The organism is Streptomyces sp. NPDC050263 (assembly GCF_040655955.1).
GTDB lineage: Bacteria > Actinomycetota > Actinomycetes > Streptomycetales > Streptomycetaceae > Streptomyces.
The window spans coordinates 1-17,213 of record NZ_JBFAKW010000172.1 but is presented as its reverse complement, the minus strand read 5'-3'; the positions used below and the strand labels follow the sequence as shown (position 1 = coordinate 17,213).

Annotated in this window: 19 protein-coding genes and 5 pseudogenes; 17 read left to right on the top strand and 7 right to left on the bottom strand. The window is 69.0% G+C overall.

The window, feature by feature from the left end:
• Window positions 1–469 (bottom strand): membrane dipeptidase (locus tag AB0J04_RS41850; protein ID WP_363173940.1); only part of this gene is annotated, 469 nt, incomplete at its 3' end.
• Between the two features lie 348 nt (window positions 470–817).
• Here AB0J04_RS41850 and AB0J04_RS41845 point away from each other — a divergent pair.
• A complete protein-coding gene (locus AB0J04_RS41845) occupies window positions 818–2,206 on the top strand; it encodes an IS1380 family transposase (protein WP_363173939.1) in 1,389 nt (462 codons plus the stop codon).
• Between the two features lie 130 nt (window positions 2,207–2,336).
• Here AB0J04_RS41845 and AB0J04_RS41840 read toward each other — a convergent pair whose 3' ends face one another.
• Complete coding sequence (locus AB0J04_RS41840; RefSeq protein WP_363173942.1) at window positions 2,337–2,891, bottom strand: GNAT family N-acetyltransferase; 555 nt, start codon at window positions 2,889–2,891, stop codon at window positions 2,337–2,339.
• 332 nt (window positions 2,892–3,223) lie between these two features.
• On the opposite strand from AB0J04_RS41840, the gene AB0J04_RS41835 reads away from it, so the two are divergent.
• The 4 genes and pseudogenes from AB0J04_RS41835 to AB0J04_RS41820 form a co-directional block, all read left to right on the top strand.
• The gene (locus AB0J04_RS41835) at window positions 3,224–3,754 is read left to right on the top strand and encodes a hypothetical protein (protein ID WP_363173938.1); all 531 of its coding nucleotides are present in this window, start codon (window positions 3,224–3,226) and stop codon (window positions 3,752–3,754) included.
• A 229-nt stretch (window positions 3,755–3,983) separates the two neighbouring features.
• On the top strand, window positions 3,984–4,910 hold the full coding sequence (locus AB0J04_RS41830; protein ID WP_363173937.1) for a hypothetical protein: 927 nt from the start codon (window positions 3,984–3,986) through the stop codon (window positions 4,908–4,910).
• 27 nt (window positions 4,911–4,937) lie between these two features.
• On the top strand, window positions 4,938–5,198 hold the full coding sequence (locus AB0J04_RS41825; RefSeq protein ID WP_363173936.1) for a hypothetical protein: 261 nt from the start codon (window positions 4,938–4,940) through the stop codon (window positions 5,196–5,198).
• A gap of 105 nt (window positions 5,199–5,303) precedes the next feature.
• Window positions 5,304–5,600 (top strand): annotated as a pseudogene (locus AB0J04_RS41820) (ATP-binding protein); the annotation flags it as partial.
• An 84-nt stretch (window positions 5,601–5,684) separates the two neighbouring features.
• Here AB0J04_RS41820 and AB0J04_RS41815 read toward each other — a convergent pair.
• Together AB0J04_RS41815 and AB0J04_RS41810 are read right to left on the bottom strand one after the other, a co-directional pair.
• Window positions 5,685–5,891 carry a hypothetical protein gene (locus AB0J04_RS41815; RefSeq protein ID WP_363173935.1) on the bottom strand — a complete coding sequence of 69 codons (207 nt, stop codon included), beginning with the start codon at window positions 5,889–5,891 and terminating at the stop codon, window positions 5,685–5,687.
• A gap of 39 nt (window positions 5,892–5,930) precedes the next feature.
• Complete coding sequence (locus AB0J04_RS41810; RefSeq protein ID WP_363173934.1) at window positions 5,931–6,845, bottom strand: EamA family transporter; 915 nt, start codon at window positions 6,843–6,845, stop codon at window positions 5,931–5,933.
• A 195-nt stretch (window positions 6,846–7,040) separates the two neighbouring features.
• Here AB0J04_RS41810 and AB0J04_RS41805 point away from each other — a divergent pair, with 195 nt between their 5' ends.
• Window positions 7,041–7,442 (top strand): CGNR zinc finger domain-containing protein, encoded by a 402-nt coding sequence (locus tag AB0J04_RS41805; protein WP_363173933.1) that lies wholly within the window; start codon window positions 7,041–7,043, stop codon window positions 7,440–7,442.
• Between the two features lie 165 nt (window positions 7,443–7,607).
• Here the strand turns inward: AB0J04_RS41805 and AB0J04_RS41800 are convergent, their stop codons facing one another.
• Complete coding sequence (locus AB0J04_RS41800) at window positions 7,608–7,730, bottom strand: transposase (protein WP_363173932.1); 123 nt, start codon at window positions 7,728–7,730, stop codon at window positions 7,608–7,610.
• A 75-nt stretch (window positions 7,731–7,805) separates the two neighbouring features.
• Here AB0J04_RS41800 and AB0J04_RS41795 point away from each other — a divergent pair.
• Window positions 7,806–8,854, top strand: a pseudogene (locus AB0J04_RS41795) (IS110 family transposase); the annotation flags it as partial.
• Window positions 8,836–9,141 (top strand): annotated as a pseudogene (locus AB0J04_RS41790) (transposase family protein); the annotation flags it as partial. The pseudogenes AB0J04_RS41795 and AB0J04_RS41790, both read left to right, overlap by 19 nt.
• A gap of 75 nt (window positions 9,142–9,216) precedes the next feature.
• On the opposite strand, the gene AB0J04_RS41785 reads toward AB0J04_RS41790, so the two are convergent.
• Window positions 9,217–10,032 (bottom strand): transposase family protein, encoded by an 816-nt coding sequence (locus tag AB0J04_RS41785; protein ID WP_363173941.1) that lies wholly within the window; start codon window positions 10,030–10,032, stop codon window positions 9,217–9,219.
• 392 nt (window positions 10,033–10,424) lie between these two features.
• On the opposite strand from AB0J04_RS41785, the pseudogene AB0J04_RS41780 reads away from it, so the two are divergent.
• From AB0J04_RS41780 to AB0J04_RS41740, 9 genes and pseudogenes are all read left to right on the top strand, one after another.
• A pseudogene (locus AB0J04_RS41780) lies at window positions 10,425–10,589 on the top strand (IS30 family transposase); the annotation flags it as partial.
• Window positions 10,590–10,733: 144 nt separating this feature from the next.
• Entirely contained in the window at window positions 10,734–11,207 is a 474-nt protein-coding gene (locus tag AB0J04_RS41775) for an IS110 family transposase (RefSeq protein WP_363173931.1), read from the top strand.
• A gap of 459 nt (window positions 11,208–11,666) precedes the next feature.
• Window positions 11,667–11,858 (top strand): hypothetical protein, encoded by a 192-nt coding sequence (locus AB0J04_RS41770; protein WP_363173930.1) that lies wholly within the window; start codon window positions 11,667–11,669, stop codon window positions 11,856–11,858.
• Between the two features lie 5 nt (window positions 11,859–11,863).
• On the top strand, window positions 11,864–12,202 hold the full coding sequence (locus tag AB0J04_RS41765; protein WP_363173929.1) for a metalloregulator ArsR/SmtB family transcription factor: 339 nt from the start codon (window positions 11,864–11,866) through the stop codon (window positions 12,200–12,202).
• Window positions 12,199–12,675 carry an ATP-binding protein gene (locus tag AB0J04_RS41760; protein WP_363173928.1) on the top strand — a complete coding sequence of 159 codons (477 nt, stop codon included), beginning with the start codon at window positions 12,199–12,201 and terminating at the stop codon, window positions 12,673–12,675. Before AB0J04_RS41765 ends, AB0J04_RS41760 begins: the two co-directional genes overlap by 4 nt.
• A gap of 15 nt (window positions 12,676–12,690) precedes the next feature.
• Window positions 12,691–12,861, top strand: a complete 171-nt coding sequence (locus tag AB0J04_RS41755) for a DUF6126 family protein (RefSeq protein ID WP_363173927.1) — start codon at window positions 12,691–12,693, stop codon at window positions 12,859–12,861.
• Window positions 12,862–12,946: 85 nt separating this feature from the next.
• The gene (locus AB0J04_RS41750) at window positions 12,947–13,456 is read left to right on the top strand and encodes a hypothetical protein (protein WP_363173926.1); all 510 of its coding nucleotides are present in this window, start codon (window positions 12,947–12,949) and stop codon (window positions 13,454–13,456) included.
• Window positions 13,457–13,573: 117 nt separating this feature from the next.
• On the top strand, window positions 13,574–14,347 hold the full coding sequence (locus tag AB0J04_RS41745) for a hypothetical protein (protein WP_363173925.1): 774 nt from the start codon (window positions 13,574–13,576) through the stop codon (window positions 14,345–14,347).
• Window positions 14,348–14,919: 572 nt separating this feature from the next.
• Window positions 14,920–16,143: a malic enzyme-like protein gene (locus tag AB0J04_RS41740; protein ID WP_363173924.1), complete on the top strand. Its 1,224-nt coding sequence runs from the start codon at window positions 14,920–14,922 to the stop codon at window positions 16,141–16,143.
• A gap of 472 nt (window positions 16,144–16,615) precedes the next feature.
• Here the strand turns inward: AB0J04_RS41740 and AB0J04_RS41735 are convergent.
• Window positions 16,616–17,213, bottom strand: a pseudogene (locus AB0J04_RS41735) (translation initiation factor IF-2); the annotation flags it as partial.

The window sequence follows — 17,213 nt, the reverse complement described above, 5'->3', positions numbered from 1 at the left end:
AGTACGTCCAGTACGAGGACTTCCGGCCGGCACACCGAGAGCACGCACCAGACGCCGCTCCTTGACGGGCAAACGTTGCCTGCCGCGGCACTAGCTCGGCGTAGTTGTAGGTCAGCTGGATGACGCGCACGCCGAGGCGGGCGTAGGTGTCGACCATCTCAACCTCGCCGCCGAGCGGGGCCGATCCCTGAAAGTGCAGCACCACCGCGAGGTCACCCGCCACCACGGTCTGCCGGATCTGCTCGACGCTGGTGGCGACGCGGGCCCCCCGGTCTAGGGCGCGATCAATCTTCCACCACTCGTTGACGGCGTTGATCGCTGGCTGCGGCGGCTCCAGCGCGGTAACCGTCGCCAGCACGGTGTTGAGCTCTCCCTTCCTGATCCGACCCAGCTGGGTCGACAAGGTTCGCGGGGTCAACTCGGGGCCGGCCGCATCGAGACGGACCGTGCCTGATCGGGAGCCATCCATGAGCAGGAGCCTATGGCAGAACGAAGGGCGGGGCGCCAGTGGCGGTTGAGGCCGTCTTCGGGGGCCTGCACCGACCCGAGCAGAACACCACCTCCGCCGCAACCGCACGAGGCAGCGGATCTTCACACTCCCGGCAGTACCGCCGAAGCCTCACGTCAGCGCCCACAGCCCAGATCATCCAGCCCTACCCACCTCACGGCCAAGGAATGGAAACAGGCATTCAATCAGCCTCGATCCACCGCGTGACGGGTGCTCTTTGGAGAGGGAGACGAGAAGAGGTGCCTGCTGACCTGGGATGATGGGAGTTCTCACGCTTCCAACAAGCCCAACCAGCAAGGCACCTCGTAAGTGAAATCCTCCCACAGCCCGGCGACGGTGTTCGCCGCGTTCGACGAACCGAATCTGATCGCGCATGCCGGGCTGATCCCGGCCGTCCGGCTGGCCGAGCGGTGCGACCTGCCTCGGCTGGTCGCCGAGAAGGTCAAGCTGACCGGCGCGACGAACGGCGCGGGCACGGCCGCAGACGCGAAGGCCATGTCCATTGTGGCCGGGATGGTCGCCGGCGCGGACAGCATCGACGACTTGGACGTCCTGCGCCACGGTGGCCTGCCCCGCCTGTTCGGCGGGGTGCGGGCTCCGTCCACACTGGGCTGCTTCCCACGCGCCTTCACCTGGGGACACGTGCGCCAACTCCAGTCCGCGACACGGGCGTTCACCTGCAACCTGGCCGCGCACACCGGCCTGGCATCCAAAACGGACGAGGTGGTGTCCGTCGACATCGACTCCAAGGTCAAGCAGGTCTACGGGCCGGCCAAGCAGGGAGCCTCCTTCGGCTACACCAAGGTCCGCGGCCTGCACTTCCAGATCGTCACGGTCAAGACCTCCACCTGCGCGCCGGTCATCGTCGCCACCAGACTGCGCAAGGGCTCGGCAGGCTCCGGCAAGGGAGCGGCGAGTCTGCTGCGCGAGGCCCTGGCCACGGTGCGGGCGATGGGCATCACCGCGCAGATCATCGTCCGCGCCGACTCCGCGTACTTCTCCCACAAGGTCGTCGACGCCTGCCGCACGGCCGGCGCCCGTTTCTCCCTGGCGATCGCGGTCAAGAAGACGGTCCGCGAGGCCATCGTGAACATCGCCGAGGACGCCTGGACGCCGATCAAGTACACCGACGCCATCTGGGACGACGAGGAGCAACGCTGGGTCTCCAACGCGGAGATCGCTGAGATCCCCTTCACCGCGTTCACCAGCAAGAAGAACCAGTTCCACACCACGGCCCGGCTCATCGTGCGGCGCGTGAAACGCCTCAACCCCAAGAGCGTCCCTGAAGGCCAGGCCGAACTGTTCGGCGTCTGGCGCCACCACGTCATCTTCACCGACAGCCGCTTCACCCTCGTCCAGGCCGAGCCGATGCACCGCGAACACGCCGTGGTGGAACAGGTCTTCGCCGACCTGGAGGACTCCGCGCTCGGCCACCTGCCCTCGGGGAAGTTCACCGCGAACGCCGCCTGGCTGACCCTGGCCGCCACCGCCTACAACCTCACCCGCGCCGCCGGCCACCTCGCCTCCACCTTCCACGCCAGGGTACGCACCGGCACCATCCGCCGCCACCTGATCAACATCCCCGCCCGGATCGCCACCGGCGCCCGCCGCGTCACCCTGCACCTGCCGCAACGCTGGCGCTGGGAAGCCGACTTCACCGACCTGTGGACGGCCACCGGACAGCGCATGACCAACTGACCCACGCGACCGCACCAACCGCCCACGACCAGGAAGACCTCGGAGACCCCGCACCGGACGGCCACCCGGCACAACGCGCTGCCCGCACACGAAGAAAACACCGGAACCCCGCCCGATCGAAGATCAGAATTCACGCGGTGGATCGAGGATCAGAGGGCATGACGGGGGACCGCATGCCGAGCCATTGCTCGGCGTCCCAGGCTTGGAACCGCTCTACCTCTAGGAATCCCAGCTTCGCCGCGAGGCGCATCGAGCCGACGTTGGCGGTCTGAGTGTGGAGCACTACCGGCTCGCCGGGAAGGACGCCGTCGAACCAGTCGAGTGCCGCCACGCACGCCTCGGCGGCGTATCCGAATCCCCACGCCCGCGGCAGGAACAGGTAGCCGAGATCGACCTTCCCCGCAGCAGCCGGGCGACTGTGCTCCGGCGCTCTCCTGAGCAGGATCTGGCCAATCATCGCCCCGTCGAGATCAACGACGAAACTCCCGGGCCGCTGCCCGGGCACCTCGGGCATCTCGCGCTCAAGCTCGTCACGCGGCCGGGGGCCGCCGAGATAGGTGTGCACCTCCGGCGAGGCGTGCAGTTCGATGAACGCCGCACGGTCCCGGGCCTCGGGCTCACGGAGGACGAGCCTCTCGGTCCTGATCGGTGCAGGGGGCCAGGCGGCGGGTCCGAGCTCAGTCATGCCGGCCAGCCAATCAGCACGCTCGGCAGCGATCAAGAATCGCAAACCGATCAAGCCACCGGCCCGGGCCCCACCCTCGCCAATGGAGCGTGCCTACAACCACGCCTGCCGGGGACGAGATGCCTCCCGTTCTCGTAAGCATCGACTTCGGCAGCGGCGGACCGCAACCCGAAGTGCCGATCTGCCTTCGGGATTCATGAATAGAGCCACCCTCTCCGCTATTACGCGGAGTCACCTCAACAACCAACACCAGGAGTCAAATGAGAGATCGCTACAACACAGCCAGACTTGACAGGGAAACGTTCTGCTGTTTCCCAGTGTCGATGGGGGCCATGGATGCGCACCTGGACCGGATGCGCGCCCATCCGGACATCGCCGGACGGGTGCTGCGCCTGGAGTACACCTCGGTCAGCCTCAACCCGCAGGCGAGGCTGTTCGGCCGACGCAGTCTGCTGGAGCAGTTCGACCCCGGCCAGGCCGCCGACCGGCCTGTCCTCGCCGCTTTCAAGGAGGAGCTCGACTGCCCGTGGGCGCTGTATCACGTGCGGAGGATCCTGCCGGTCGCGAAGGCGGACCCCACCCGTCGCGGGCGGCCGATGCGCTCGGTGGAGCGGGTCCACGTGGGCCGCGCTTCCGCTCTGAGCCGGCGGCTGCGCACCGTCTCGGAGCGGCACGGCTACCCCGTCGAGGTCGACGAGCGCTACGGGCGGGTGCGGACGTGGATGCGGCGCCGGGAGGCGGAGCTGCCGACGGTCGAGGAGCTGATGGTGACTGCTCCCTATCACGTCCAGGCCAATCAGGTGCCGCGTTTCGAACGGGAATGGAGTGTGCATTCGTCGCGGGGTGTGGGCCGGCGAGATTGACAGCCACCCATCAAGAGCGTCATATTGATTACGCGAACGTAGCGGCAAAAAAGCGGTGGGCGGCGGAAGGCACCCTCTTACGAGGGTGTCGACCCAGGGCGGCAACCCCGGCCGAACGTCCCGCCGACCACCTTCACCAACTCGACTCGCCCGCCGGCGCGTGAGCGCCGAAGGAACAAAAGAGGAGCAGGCCCTCAGTATAGGGCCGCAGCCAGAACCGGAGAGTGCAATGACCAAGGCCCTGAACCCGCAGCGTCGCCTCGTCGGCGGCCGCGCCGTGGTGAACCGCGACTGGATCCGCGAGTTCACCGGCGCCAGCGTCGGGACTGCGGCCCGTTGGTACAAGGTGCGCGACGAGCAGCCCGAGGAGCACCGTCACCCGGAGAAGGAGCGGGTCGACGGGAAGGACTTCTACGACGAGCAGCAGTTCCGCGACTTCTACACCTGGTTCCAGGAGCAGAAGTCGAGCAAGGTCCTCAAGGCCGACCCCGAGCTGTACGAACTCACCCTGGAGGCCGTCGTCTCCATCAACAAGGCCGCCGAGCTGCTCAACTTCGCCGGGGCCTCGACGATCCGCAAGTACCAGCAGGCGAACCCCGGCTACTTCCCGGACTCCGTCGGCGAGGTCGAGGGTCCCACCGGCCGCATGATCCAGGCCTTCCGCGTCGGCGACCTGCAGGACTTCGACCGGGGGCGCACCGGGGAGAAGCTCGGCAAGGCCGGCCGCCGTCCGGGACCGCAGCCCGAGGCGCCCGTCGGCCGGCCTTCGGCCCTCGAGGAGGTCCTCGCGGCCGAGCTGAGCGCCCACGCCGGCGGTGAGCCGCTCACCGCCACGCAGCTCGCCGAGCGGTTCGCCGCCGAGGCGATCGAGCGCGACGGCTACCGCCCGGGCCTGGCTGCGGAACTCAGCGTGCAGTACGGGGGGCCGCAGAGGTCCTGGGAGTGGGTCGTGCGCAACGCCCTCGAGCACCGCCCGGCGACCGCACCGGCCCGCACGGAAGCCGACCGGCGGGCGGCCGTCGCCCTGGCCGCCCTGCGCGAGCACGGTGACATCCGTGGACTCGCCGCCTCCCTCGCCCGCGAGCACGGCGGCAGCCCCGACGTCTGGTCGCGCGCGGTGAACGCGGCCCGCCGGCTCACCGACCCCACCACCTGAACGCTCCCACCAGCCGGAGGATCCCCCATGCCCAGCTATCAGCTCCGCGACACCGCCACCCGTCGGCTCCTCGCCTACGGCCTGGCCGACTACGCCGCGGCCGAGGCCGCGGCGGACCGCCTCGACGACGAACTGGAACGCGACCTCGCGGTCAACGGCGAAGGCGCCGGGCGTATCCGGCTGCGCCTCGACGTCGAGAAGGTCACCGCCTGCAGCACCGAGGCCGTCGGGCATCACGTGCTCCTCCTGGGCGTCGACGACCCCGCCGACCCCCTGCCTGCGCGGTAAGCGACTCTGCCCCGATCCTCGCTCTAGCCCGCGGATCGGGCGACGACGGTGACGACCCAGCGCCTCACGATGGAGCTCCCGTGCCCCAAGCCGATCACGTCCTTCTCCCGCTACGGCCGAGTCGATCTTTTGTGCATCGATGAGCTGGGCTATATGGAGCTGGACCGCCGGGGCGCTGAGCTGCTGTTCCAGGTTCTGACGGAGCGGGAGGAGAAGAACAGCGTCGCCATCGCCTCGAACGAGAGTTTCAGCGGCTGGACCAAGACCTTCACCGATCCCCGGCTCTGCGCGGCCATCGTCGACCGGCTCACCTTCGGCGGCAACCTCATCCAGACCGGTACCGACTCCTACCGCCTCGCCCTCACCCAGGCCCGAGCCGCAGCACTGAACACCACCGGCTGACCAGGCCGCTGCGACAGTGCCGTTTACACGCGAGGGTGTTCCAACGACGAACCGGGCGCACCGTTCACGGCGTGCTGGTGCGGACTACCTACGGGCGGCGGGGAGGCTCTTGACGATCTCCCCGTTGACCAGAACGACCAGGCAGCCGCAACTGCTGGCGCAGTACTCGAGCTCTCCTTCGGAGATGCGGTGGTGGGACTTCAGTGTCCACCACCGGGCCTCTGCCGGAGTCGGCTCACCACAGACGGGGCAGCGGTCGACTGTCAGCGTGAGTGCGGACGTGGGAGTCATGCCGCCAGCATGAAGTCACTGCCTAAGTCACTTCAACCATTACACGGGCCGGTGGCTCCGGGCGGTACGAGTACCGGAACTGTCGGCGGGTGCTCTGTTCCGGGTGGCGCGACGCATCGACCAGGCGCCAGCGAGGACCACCAGCGCCATGGCGCACAGTTGACGTGCCGTGAGCTGCTCGTGCAGCAGGGCGTATCCGACCCCTGCCCCCACTGCGGGGCTCAGCGCCAGCAGCACTCCGAAGGCTCGCGTGTCGATGCGCCGCAGGACTGTCATGTCCAGCGAGTACGGGATCAGGGAGGACAGCAGTGCCACCAGGAGCCCGGTGCCCAGGACGGCCGGGTGCGCCGCCACGACGTTACCGTCCGTGACAGTGGCGACTGGGGCCAGCACACAGGCACCGCAGGCCAGTGCCAGGGCCAGGCCCGTCCAGTCGGAGAACAGTTGCCCCACTCTCCGGCTCAGAACCACATACCCGGCCCGGCACAGCGCGGCGGCACCGCCCAGCAGGATTCCCGCGGTGGGGAGTGAGGCCCCCGGGGTGGTCAGCAGGAGTACGCCGACGAGCGCCACCACCGCCACCGCGAGGTGTTCCAGTCGGCGGGACAGGACGATCGACAAGGCGAGCGGCCCGAGCAGTTCCAAGGTGGCGGCCACTCCGATCGGCAGGCGGCTGATGGCCTGGAAGTACGCCAGGTTCATCGCTGCGAAGACCAGACCGAGTGAGATCGCCGCCCGCCACTGCCGGGCCGTGATCCCTCGAAGCCGCGGTCGGACCAGGACCCACAGGACCGCGGCCGAGAAGGCCAGCCGCATACCGGCCAGTGCCGTGGGGCCGATGGTTGCGTACGCCTCCTTTGCCACGGCCGAACCCGCCTGCAGGCTGATGATCTGGGCCAGCATCAACGCCGGCGCCGCTGCGGCGCCCTGCAAGGTCGGGCTGGGAGTCTTCACCGTCGGGCTCCTCCACCTTCTCCGCTGCCAGGGCTTTGCCACTCGTCGCTCACACGGTGGTGTAATAGTCTTGTGCATTTCAACCATTACGGCGGGGAGGCCGCTCGGCTAGCCGCTGACCTGGCCAACCTCACGACGCCGCCACGACCAGAGCACCTGGAACCTCTGCTCGCCGCGCACGGCGTGGTGCACCGTATGCTCACCACCGCCGAGGCCGAGGAGATCTGGAGATGGAGCCGACTCCTGGCCACTTGCTTCGGTTCGCAGAACCTCGAAGTGCGGTGCCAGGCGATCAACACCCTGCTCGCCGACGCTTCCAGCAGGCCCCACATCTCCCTGCACGACGGCCGACCCCACCTGCACTACAGTGCCGCCGATGCCGGCGCCGCCGCCCACATCTGCGCCATCACTGCGGCCGGACTCGCCTACATGGTGTGCTTCGCCGGGGCCGACCGGCTGGGCCGCTGCGCGCGCAGCGGCTGCGGTCTGGCGTTCGTCGACACCTCCCGCAACGGCCGACGCGCCTACTGTTCGGTGCGCTGCGCCAACAACGACGCGGTGGCACGTCACCGCGGACGGCGCCACGGCGAGGACTGAGCGTCAGCCGAAGGGGAGGCCCGGCAAGCGCAACAAGGCACCGCTGGCCTTGATCACCGAACACTCCCCGCCCCACCGCAATGGTGTCAATTCTCGTCAACATTTAGCGGCCCTGTGATCGACAAGTGTTGCTCAAACTCATCGACAACCGGTGTCGGCTCTCACTTACGAAGCCACCGAGTTCAGCTCAAGCTCCCGGGCGACTTCGGAGATCGTCTTGCTTGATCTCAACGCGATCTGGACGGCTTCCTCACGGAACTCCGGCGAGTACTTACTGGGCGGCGCCACTTCTTCCTCGTTTCCTTGTCCAGGACAACCCTATTGGGTGCCTGTCCGGAAACTTCGTGGCCCCTCAGTCTCAAGCGCAGGGGGAAGGTGCTGGTCGTGGTCGACCAGCCGGCCTCCATCGGCACCCTGGCGGTGACCGTCGCCCGCGCCTGCGAGTGCGAAGTCGCCTATCTTCCGGGCCTGTCCATGCGCCGGCTCGCCGATCTGCACCCCGGCACCGGCAAGACCGACGCCCGCGATGCCTACGTCATCGCCGATGCCGCACGCACCATGCCCCACCTGCTGCACTCCATCGACCCCGCCGAAAGCGTGCGAGCCGAACTGACCATGGTTCTGGGCCACGACGACGACCTCGCCCAGGACGCCACCCGCACCTCCAACCGGCTGCGCGGACTGCTCACCTCCATCCACCCCGCCCTCGAACGCGTCCTCGGGCCCCGCCTGCGGCACCCGGCCGTCCTGGCCCTGCTGCAGACCTTCGGCTCCCCGGACCGGCTGGCCATGGCCGGCACCGAGCAGATCGCGCAGGTCATGCTGGCCGCAGCGCCGCGGATGCGCAGTGCCCACACCCTGGCCGGACAGATCACCACCGCCCTGGCCGAGCAGACCGTCACGGTTCCCGGCACCGCCTCGGCCGGAGAGATCGTCTCCGGCCTGGCCGAGGCCCTCGCCGTCCTCCTCAAGCGCCGGGACATCCTGGAGACGCGGGTCGCCGCACTGCTGGAGGCCCACCCTCTCGCGAAGGTCCTGACCTCCATGCCCGGGGTCGCGGTCAGGACCGGCGCCCGCATCCTGGCCGAAGTGGGCGACGCCGGCGCGTTCCCCACCGCCGCCCACCTGGCCTCCTACGCGGGACTGACCCCACCACACGCCGTTCGGGAACTTCCATCCGGGGCGAAGGCCCGCCCCGCGGCGGCAACAAGCAGCTCAAACGGGCCCTGTTCCTGGCCTCGTTCGCCTCGCTGAGCAGCCCCGAATCGCGGGCCTACTACGACAGGAAGCGCGCAGAAAAGAAGCGTCACGACGCCGCCCTCATCTGCCTCACCCGCCGCCGCGTCGACGTCCTGCACGCCATGCTCAAGCACCACACCCTCTACCAACCCGGGCACGAACAAACAGCCTGACCAAGCCCACAGCCTTGACCGAACAGATAGAAGCACCCCCCGGCCCTCGCGGCGTGGAGTGCTGGGCTGATAAGGGCTACCGGGGCGCCGGTGACACCGTCCGCGTTCCCCTCTCGGGACGCTGGGAGACGCTGTCCGCAGGCCAGCAGGCCGTCAACCGCACGCACGCGAAGATCCGCGCACTCGTCGAACAGGCCATGGCCACCCTCGAGGCCTGGCGGCTCCTGCGCAATCTGCGCTGCTCCACCACCCGCATCACGTGCCTCGTCCAGGCACACTGCACCTGAGCTGCTCAAATTGAGGTTGGAAAACGCTCATTGAACCCTTCTCGGTAACGTCTCGTGACGGCTCGTGATCTTCGTTCAGGTGGTTCGGCCGTGTTCGAGTTGGAGCAGGACGAGGGCGGCTCGGGCGCTCCGAGTGATCGCGGCAGGGTCCAGGCTGACCCGGCGCAGGGCCTTGAAGGTGACTTTGAGCAGCGCGTTCGCCCGCTCGGCGACGCCGTGGATGCCACGGATCACCTTGTTGAATGTCTGCTGTTCGAGGCCGAGTTCGCAGCCCTGGGGCTTCTTGACGGGATGGCGGAAGCCGTCGCCGGCGTTCTCGTAGCCGAGGTCGGTCAGGGTGGGGACGCCCAGCGTGGTCGCGAGCCGGTTCAGGGCATCGATGAGGCCGTGGGCACGCGCGCAGGTGGTGTCGTGCTCGCGGCCGGGGCGGACCGGCGAGACCCACAGAGGCCAACCGTCGGGGGCGGAGATGACCTGTACGTTCCCGCCGTGGTGCTTGTGTTTCCCGGACCACCAGAGGTCGGCTTTGTTGGGGCCAGGGGCGGCGACACGGTCGGTGCGGATGACGGTGCCGTCCAGGTTGAGGTGGGTGTATCCGGCGGCTGCCGCCCGCTCCAGTGCGGTGGACAGGTCCGGGGCGTGGTCGGCGAGCACGGTCAGCCCCTCGTGCAGGCAGCGGTAGGCGGTCGGCGCGGAGATGCCGTTGTCGCGGGCGAGTTGGACCAGCCGGGACCCGTCGACGAACCAGCGCAGTATCAGCACGGCCTGCCTGAACGGGCCGAGCGCGCGGGTACCCCTGCGGGTGCCGAGCCGTTCGCGGTGCTCGTGCAGCAGCTTCGCGAGGTGCTCGGCGGTGGCCCTGCGGACATCGAGCACGGCGGTGTAGCTGATACTGGTCAACGCGTGCGGCCCCTTGGTGCGCGGAACTGGATCTTCGTCGACCTGTTCCTACCAGGGGCCGCACGTATTTCTGACGACGGGTCAGCCTTGGCGGCGCCTGCCGACGACCTGTCACGCACCGCGTCCATCACGTTGCTGAGAAGACCTCATTGCCTTCCCGGACGGGAGCACGCCGGATGGTCAACGACTCCGTCTCCTCCACACCCATTGTCAGCGGCGGAATGGAGCCGCTGCGACAACGAGTCCAGTACTTTTGCCTGTCAGCGAGCCTCTGAAGCTTGCTTGAGCCGTGTGCGGTGAATAGCTGCTTGCACGGTTCTGAGGGGGCGGGGACGCAGCAATGCGTCCCCGCTACCCGACTGATCATCGGCCGCGGCCAGGGCTCCGCGATCGGCACCCTCGTCGAACGCACGACCCGCTACGTGCACCTGATCCACCTGCCGCACGGCTGGAAGGCCCCGCAGGTCCGCAACGCGCTCATCACGCAGACCGCGCACATCCCGCCCCAGCTGCGGCGGACGCTGACCTGGGATCAGGGCCGTGAGCTGACCCTGCACGAGGACATCGAGGCGCTGACCTGATCGCCGAGATCCGGACCTGGGACGCGAAGTTGAAGGACAACGCCAAGGCCATGTCCGTGCTGGTCGCAGAGTCCCAAAGCCGACTGACCGGACACCCCGGGCATCGGGGCCGTGACCGCCGCTCGCCTCCTCGGCCGGACTGGAAACCCCACCCGCTTCCCGACCGCCAGCGCCTTCGCCCAGTACACCGGCACCGCTCCCATCGAGATCGCCAGCGCCGACCGCGCACGCCACCGCCTGTCCCGACGCGGCGACCGCCAGCTCAACGCGGCACTTCACACCGTGGCGATCACTCAGATCCGCATGCCCGGCACGCGGGGCCATGCCTACTACCAGGCCAAGCTCGCAGAGGGAAAAACCTCCCGCGAAGCACAACGCTGTCTCAAACGCCGCCTGGCCGATCACGTCTGGCGCACCATGATCGCCGACGAGCGGAGTCGCACCCGGACGACGGGCCCGGGAGGACAGCCGGGGGCGTCTACGAAGTCCAGCGCGGCTGACCCAACCCCGACGGCCAGCTCTTCGGACAAGTCACTTCCCAGACCCGCCAAAACCGAGCCTACGCCCCTGCACGAACCAGCTTGACAAACACAGAGGCACCCAAGGGCACCAACCTGTCCGTCCACACCGCACGAGACCTCCGCGAAGTCGCGCATCAGCTCAACCGGCACCCCCGACTCGTCCTTGGCGACAGGACCCCCGCCGAGGTCATGCGAGAATGCCTCATAGGCCCATTGACCAGGTGATTCGCAACCACTGATAGAAACCGCCGTCCGCGATGCCTGGGCGAGGTGGAGACCGGGGCGCAGCAGGCCGGTCCAGCGCTCAGCAACCTCGGCGGGGAGGTGGTCATGGGCGAGGACGTGCAGCGCATGATGCGGATCCCGGTTCATAGCTCTGATCATGCCCCTCAGGTCGGAACGGCCCGTTGTTCCTGACCGGTGTCGCTCGTACGGTCCCCGGTCGCCCGCCATCCACTACTCTTGAAGAGTTCTTCAATTCGCTAGTTGCTGCGTAAGGCAGATTACAAAGAGGAGGTCCTCGTTGGGCGGGTTCGTCGAGGCCGTACGGGAACGGGTGCGCGAGGCGCGTGACCGGCTCGCATCCGCGTTGGAAGCCGAGGACGCCTACGAGGTCGCGGTGGCGCAGGACGAGCTCGACGACGCGGTGCGGGTCGCGCGGCGACACGATATCGATGTCGACGCCGACCTGGCCGTGGACACGGACGAGGAGTGATCCCGATGCCGGTTCCGTTGTACGAGGCGAAGGCGGAGTTCTTCCGGATGCTGGGACACCCGGTGCGCATCCGTGTGCTGGAGCTCCTGCAGGACGGACCGAAGCCCGTGCGGGAGCTGCTGGCCGAGATCGAGGTCGAGCCCTCGAACCTGTCCCAGCAGCTGGCCGTACTGCGCCGCTCGGGCATCGTGACGGCCACCCGTACCGGCTCGACGGTGGTGTACGAGTTGGCGGGCGGCGACGTGGCGGAACTGCTCGCCGCCGCCCGGCGGATCCTGGCCGTCCTGCTGACCGGCCGACAGGATCTCCTCGACGAACTCCAGGCCACGGAGACCGCGCCATGACGGGCATGGGGGGCGGATTCCGGATGCCCTGGCGGCGGGGCAGACCGGTGGCCGCGATCGAGCATGTACCGCCACCGGAGCGCCGACACCTCGTCTCTCTGAAGCTTGGGCCGGAAACGGTCCGGCGGACACGCGAGGCGGTAGCCCTGCACCTGCCCGAGGCCGGCGTCGCAACGGGCTGGGCGTTCGCGGACGCGGTGCTGCTCGTGACCAGCGAGCTGGCCACCAACGTACTGCGCCACGCCGCGTACTCCCCTGGACTGGATGTCGGGCTGACGAGCAAGGGCGGGTATCTGGTCGTCAGCGTCGCGGACGCCGAGCCCGCTCTGCCGGACCTCACCGAGGCCGGGATGGGGGCCGGGCTGCGGATGGTGACCGAGATCGCCGCCGACTACGACGGCGACGTCAGCGCCGAACCGGCTGTCGACCACGACGGCAAGGTCGTCCTCGTACGGTTCCGCATTCCCTCGTAGAACACACCGGAGTGGATGGAGCAGGCAGACATGGCGCTGCACAAGGGGCAGAAGAAGCCGCTGGACGCCGAGAGCCGGGAGGAGCGCGGCATGTGGCTGCGCGCCTTTCTCTACATCTTCGGCACGCACATCATCGCGGGTTGGGTGATGCTGCTGTTCTACCTGGGAGAACACGCCGGCAAGTGACGGACGGCGCACCGCCGGGCCGACCTGATTCGACAAGAACAAAGCACCGCGCATCAGCTGCGCCCCTCAGAGAGGACTCCCTGAAGTGATCGCTGTCGTGGGACACCACGATCTCACCGCGCCCACTTTGGCGATGCTCGAGGAGGAGCTACGCAAACGCCTCGCCGACTGCGCACGAGCGGGCCGGGCGGGTCTGGTGCGTGCCGGACGGGGGCTGCCGGTGGTCTTCGGGCGCGCCGCCCGCGCGGCGGAGCTGGCGCTGGTGACGGTGCTGCCCTCCAGGAACGGCATACCCGAGGTGATGGAGGCACACGGCCGGCGAGCCGCTGGGGAGTTGCTGCTGCTCTCGCAGCAGGTGCGGCTGCTGGAGTACGACCCGGGCGACCCCGACGCCTGCGTGGGCGCGGACGAGCGGCTGCTGGGCTCGTGCGCCCGCCTGCTGGCGATCTGGGACGGCTCCCCCTCCGACCGCCGTGACGCCACAGCCCACCTGGTCGCCTTCGCCCGCGCCAAGGGTGTGCACGTCGAAGTCCTGTGGCCCGTCGGCGCGACCCGGATGAGTCCGGAGGAGCAATCACCGTGTCCTGCCCCCTGACCAGCCCGGTCGGCGACACGAGTGAGCAGTCGGTGAGCTGCCACTCGGACCGGCAACGGCTGCGGGTACCGGTGGAGCGGCCGGCGTTGTCAGCGGGGGCTGCCATGATGCGCTGCCATGGGAACGAGAGACGACAGTGATGAGGCGTACGTGGTCGGGCTGTGCGACCAGGTGTTGGGCGAGGTGGCCTTGACCCAGCACAAGTTCGACTGGCTGCTGGGAGACCCCGGCGCGAACGGTCGGCAGGTCAAGCTTCCGGTCGACGCCTATTGGCCCGGCCACCAACTCGTGGTCGAATACCGGGAACTGCAGCACGACCAGCCCACGCCCCACTTCGACAAGCCCGACAAGCTCACCGTCAGCGGTGTCCACCGCGGTGAGCAGCGAACGCTGTACAACGCCCGGCGCGACACCGAGATCCCCGCGCACGGACTGCGGCTGGTCGTGATCCGTCCGGCCGACCTCGACGCGGACGGCCGCGGCCGCCTGCGCCGCAACCAGAAGGCGGACCTGGCGGCGCTGCGGACGATCCTGGCACGCGACAGCGACGAGGACCGGGTCACCGACGCTTTCCGCACCTGGCTGCTCGCCCAGGGCTGGACACCGGTCGATCCCACCGACCGGTGGACCGATCTCGAAGCCGTGCGCGGCGACGAGCGGCTGATCTGCGAAGCCAAGGGCCGCACCAGCGAGAAGGGCATCGACGCCGACATCGCCTGCGGACAACTCCTGCGCCGTATGACGCGCCAGGAACCGCAGATACGGTATGCGCTGATCGTGCCGTCCTCATCTGCCAAAGCCGCCGCACGCGTCCCGGCACACGTGCGCGAGCTGCTGCGCATCGACCTGTACGAGGTGACCGACGACAACACAGTGTCTCAGCTGCCATAGGAGACCACTCTGTTGAGCCCGTTCGGCGGAGCCCAGACTCTCCGCCCGCCAGTCCGGCTTCCCGTCCCCGACGAGGGGACCTGCATATGGCTCACCGCGGACCGGGCCCGCACGAAGCCAGATGATCCTCGCGAGTGATGGCCTTCAGTCGAAAGCTCGTACAGCGCTCCTTTGGCCCCTCAGGCCCGCTGAGGCGTACGGCACGTCCAGGTCGTTCATGCACGCGCTGTCGCCCCGCACGACGCGACCAGCAGGCACGTCTGTCGCAGAGTGCACTGACAACCCATCCATCAGTTGCTGAACTCGGCAACTGATAAAGTCTCGCCGCCGACAAGTCGCCGGGTGCCCTTCGATTGCCAGAGCGCGCCCGTGGGTGCGGAGGTTCCTCGTTCAGGCAAGCCGGCGGGTGCACATGGCAGCCAGGAGGCACGCGTGGGGGACGGGGATGTCCTTCGGAATCCGGGCGACCCGCACCTGCGTCACCAGGAGTGCCTTCTCGGACCGCCAGCCGTGCCCAGCGGGTGCGGGTCGCGTAGCGTGCTCCGCTCCACCGAGAAAGGATCTTGGCAGGTATGCCCTCCAGCCGGCCGCACTCTCGTGTCCCCTCTCCCGGTAAGCCCCGGCCCGCCTTCAGCCTGCGGGCAGAAGTCAGGCAGAAAGCGGCCCCTACGGTCGCCGCCGCCGTCGCCGACATCCCCGGAGCCCTGCTGATCGAGACGGACTCCGGCCCCGACACCGGCCTTTGCCGTCTCACCATCGACACGAACGGTCCCGCAACGCAGCTACGGCTCCAGACGCTGCTCCACGAACGGCTCGGCGGCGATCTGGTGCACCTGGGCGATCCCGCACTGGAAACCGCCGCGACCGGCAAGATCACCCAGCGCCTGTGCGTACCCGCGGGCACCGACCGGGAGCGCGCGCTACTCGACGCAGAGGCCGACCACCGTGTCATCGAGCAGCTCCTGCTCGACCCTGACAGCACCGACTCCTACACCGGCCGGCGCCGCCGCATCGCACTCATCTCCAACGCCTCGGACGTGGCCCACCTCGGCCCGCTGCCGGCCTCCGCCGTCCTGCCGGCCCTGGAATCCACCGCCGTCCACCTGCGCCATGCCACCGGCCTGGACATCCATCCCCTGCCGATAGCCGCCGACACCCCCGAAGAGCTGGCCGCCACCGTGGCCGCCCTGGCCCCCGGCTTCACCGCGGTATGCCTCTCGCACACCCACCCCGCTCACACCGCCGCCGTCCGTGCCGCCCTGAAGCCCACCGCCACACCGATGGTGGACGCCACCGGGCACGCCCACGCCGTCGCCACCGCTGCTGCCGCCGTCAATGCCCTGCGCCACAAGGGCATCCCCGCCCACAGCGCCTGCGTGCTCCTCGCCGGAGCGGACCGCGGCGGAGACCTCAGCGGCCTCCTGTTCGCCGCCGGCGTCCAAAGCCTCACCCTGTACAACCCGGAGCACTTCGTCGGCCCCACCGACCTCATCGTCGATCTGATCGGCCTGCCCGCCCCACACGACGGAACCCCGGTACTCCGCGCCGACCCCCGCAACGTGCCACCGCTTCACGCGACCACCCGGCACCCGCACCCCCTCCATGTCCTGCCGGCCCTGCTCACCACCGCCGCACGCACCCGGCGGCTCACCGCTCACGGCCTCCGAGCCGCCGTGTGGTCTCTGGCCCGGTATGCCCAGCCGGGCAACCTGCTGCCCGCCGTCGACGAACCCGGCCTCACCCACACCCTGGCAACCGCACTCGCCCTCGGCCCGGCGCACCCCACGGACGGCTGACGAGCCGCACAGTCGCTGAGCTCGCACGGCGTCCAGGACGGCTGCTGGGCTACGCCGTGTATCAGCCGCACGATCGGCATGCGGGGGAACGGCTGCGGGATCTGCTGGACGTGCCCTGGATGACCGGTGTGAAGCTGCATCCGACGTGCACGAGGTCGAGTTGGACTCGCCCGCGTACCCTCCGGGATTCGAGATCGCCGTCGAGCGCCGCGTGATGGTGCTGTCCCACAGGCCGTACGGACCGCCTGGTCAGATCTGGCGCGCTTCGCGGCGGTCGCGCCGCGTCACCCCGGCTGCCGATCCTAATGGGGCACGCGGACCTGTGGCCCGAGGGAGCCAGGCACCCCGTTCAGTGCGGTGACGGTTTCGGGTCCAGGGCATTGCCGACGGTGCAGCCGCCCTCTCCGGGCATCCGCTGGATCCGAGGCGGCACCCACACCTCGGTGGCGCCGGGGCCCACGCGGGCAAGAAGTCAGTCCTGCGCGTCGAAGCCGTTGCCCTTCACCGACAGGAGAACGCCGATCCGGCCACCGTCCGCCTCCACCTCGGTACGGATCGCCGGATGTAGATCCAGGGCGCCGAGCCTACGGCGCACCTCGGCCTCATTCACTCGGCCGCCCTCCGGCACCCGGGGAAGTTTCGCGCGGAGCTCCTCGTACGGCAGCCGGGGCGGTTCGGGTGGCGGGGCGAAGGTCAGCGGAGGGCCATCAGGGCAGTCCACGTCACGGGGATCCTCACGCCACTCCGACTTGGGCGACACCCGCACCGCGAAACAGCGCCGCACGGCGACCTCCTCCGGGTCGAGCAATCCGTTGTACGCCGAACCGGACGTGCGGACGACCACGTCGATGCCGTCCCCGTCGTGTGTCGAGGTACCCGTCACCCGCAGTACCTCCACCCCGTCGATGCCGGAGGCGGAGCGCCCGACCTCCTCCGCCGTACGCGGACGCTGACCGTAGAGCCGCTCGCCCGCCTTCCTAGTGCCGCGGCAGGCAACGTTCGCCCCGTCGCGACGCCCGGCACGCACTCTCGCCGCACCGGCCGAAAGCCCAAGTACGTCCAGTACGAGG

Coding starts and splice junctions, on each gene's coding strand:
- AB0J04_RS41840 (WP_363173942.1), bottom strand. CDS start 2,891: ATGACTGAGCTCGGACCCGCCGCCTGGCCCCCTGCACCGATCAGGACC.
- AB0J04_RS41835 (WP_363173938.1), top strand. CDS start 3,224: ATGGATGCGCACCTGGACCGGATGCGCGCCCATCCGGACATCGCCGGA.
- AB0J04_RS41830 (WP_363173937.1), top strand. CDS start 3,984: ATGACCAAGGCCCTGAACCCGCAGCGTCGCCTCGTCGGCGGCCGCGCC.
- AB0J04_RS41825 (WP_363173936.1), top strand. CDS start 4,938: ATGCCCAGCTATCAGCTCCGCGACACCGCCACCCGTCGGCTCCTCGCC.
- AB0J04_RS41815 (WP_363173935.1), bottom strand. CDS start 5,891: ATGACTCCCACGTCCGCACTCACGCTGACAGTCGACCGCTGCCCCGTC.
- AB0J04_RS41805 (WP_363173933.1), top strand. CDS start 7,041: ATGCTCACCACCGCCGAGGCCGAGGAGATCTGGAGATGGAGCCGACTC.
- AB0J04_RS41765 (WP_363173929.1), top strand. CDS start 11,864: ATGCCGGTTCCGTTGTACGAGGCGAAGGCGGAGTTCTTCCGGATGCTG.
- AB0J04_RS41760 (WP_363173928.1), top strand. CDS start 12,199: ATGACGGGCATGGGGGGCGGATTCCGGATGCCCTGGCGGCGGGGCAGA.
- AB0J04_RS41755 (WP_363173927.1), top strand. CDS start 12,691: ATGGAGCAGGCAGACATGGCGCTGCACAAGGGGCAGAAGAAGCCGCTG.
- AB0J04_RS41745 (WP_363173925.1), top strand. CDS start 13,574: ATGGGAACGAGAGACGACAGTGATGAGGCGTACGTGGTCGGGCTGTGC.
- AB0J04_RS41740 (WP_363173924.1), top strand. CDS start 14,920: ATGCCCTCCAGCCGGCCGCACTCTCGTGTCCCCTCTCCCGGTAAGCCC.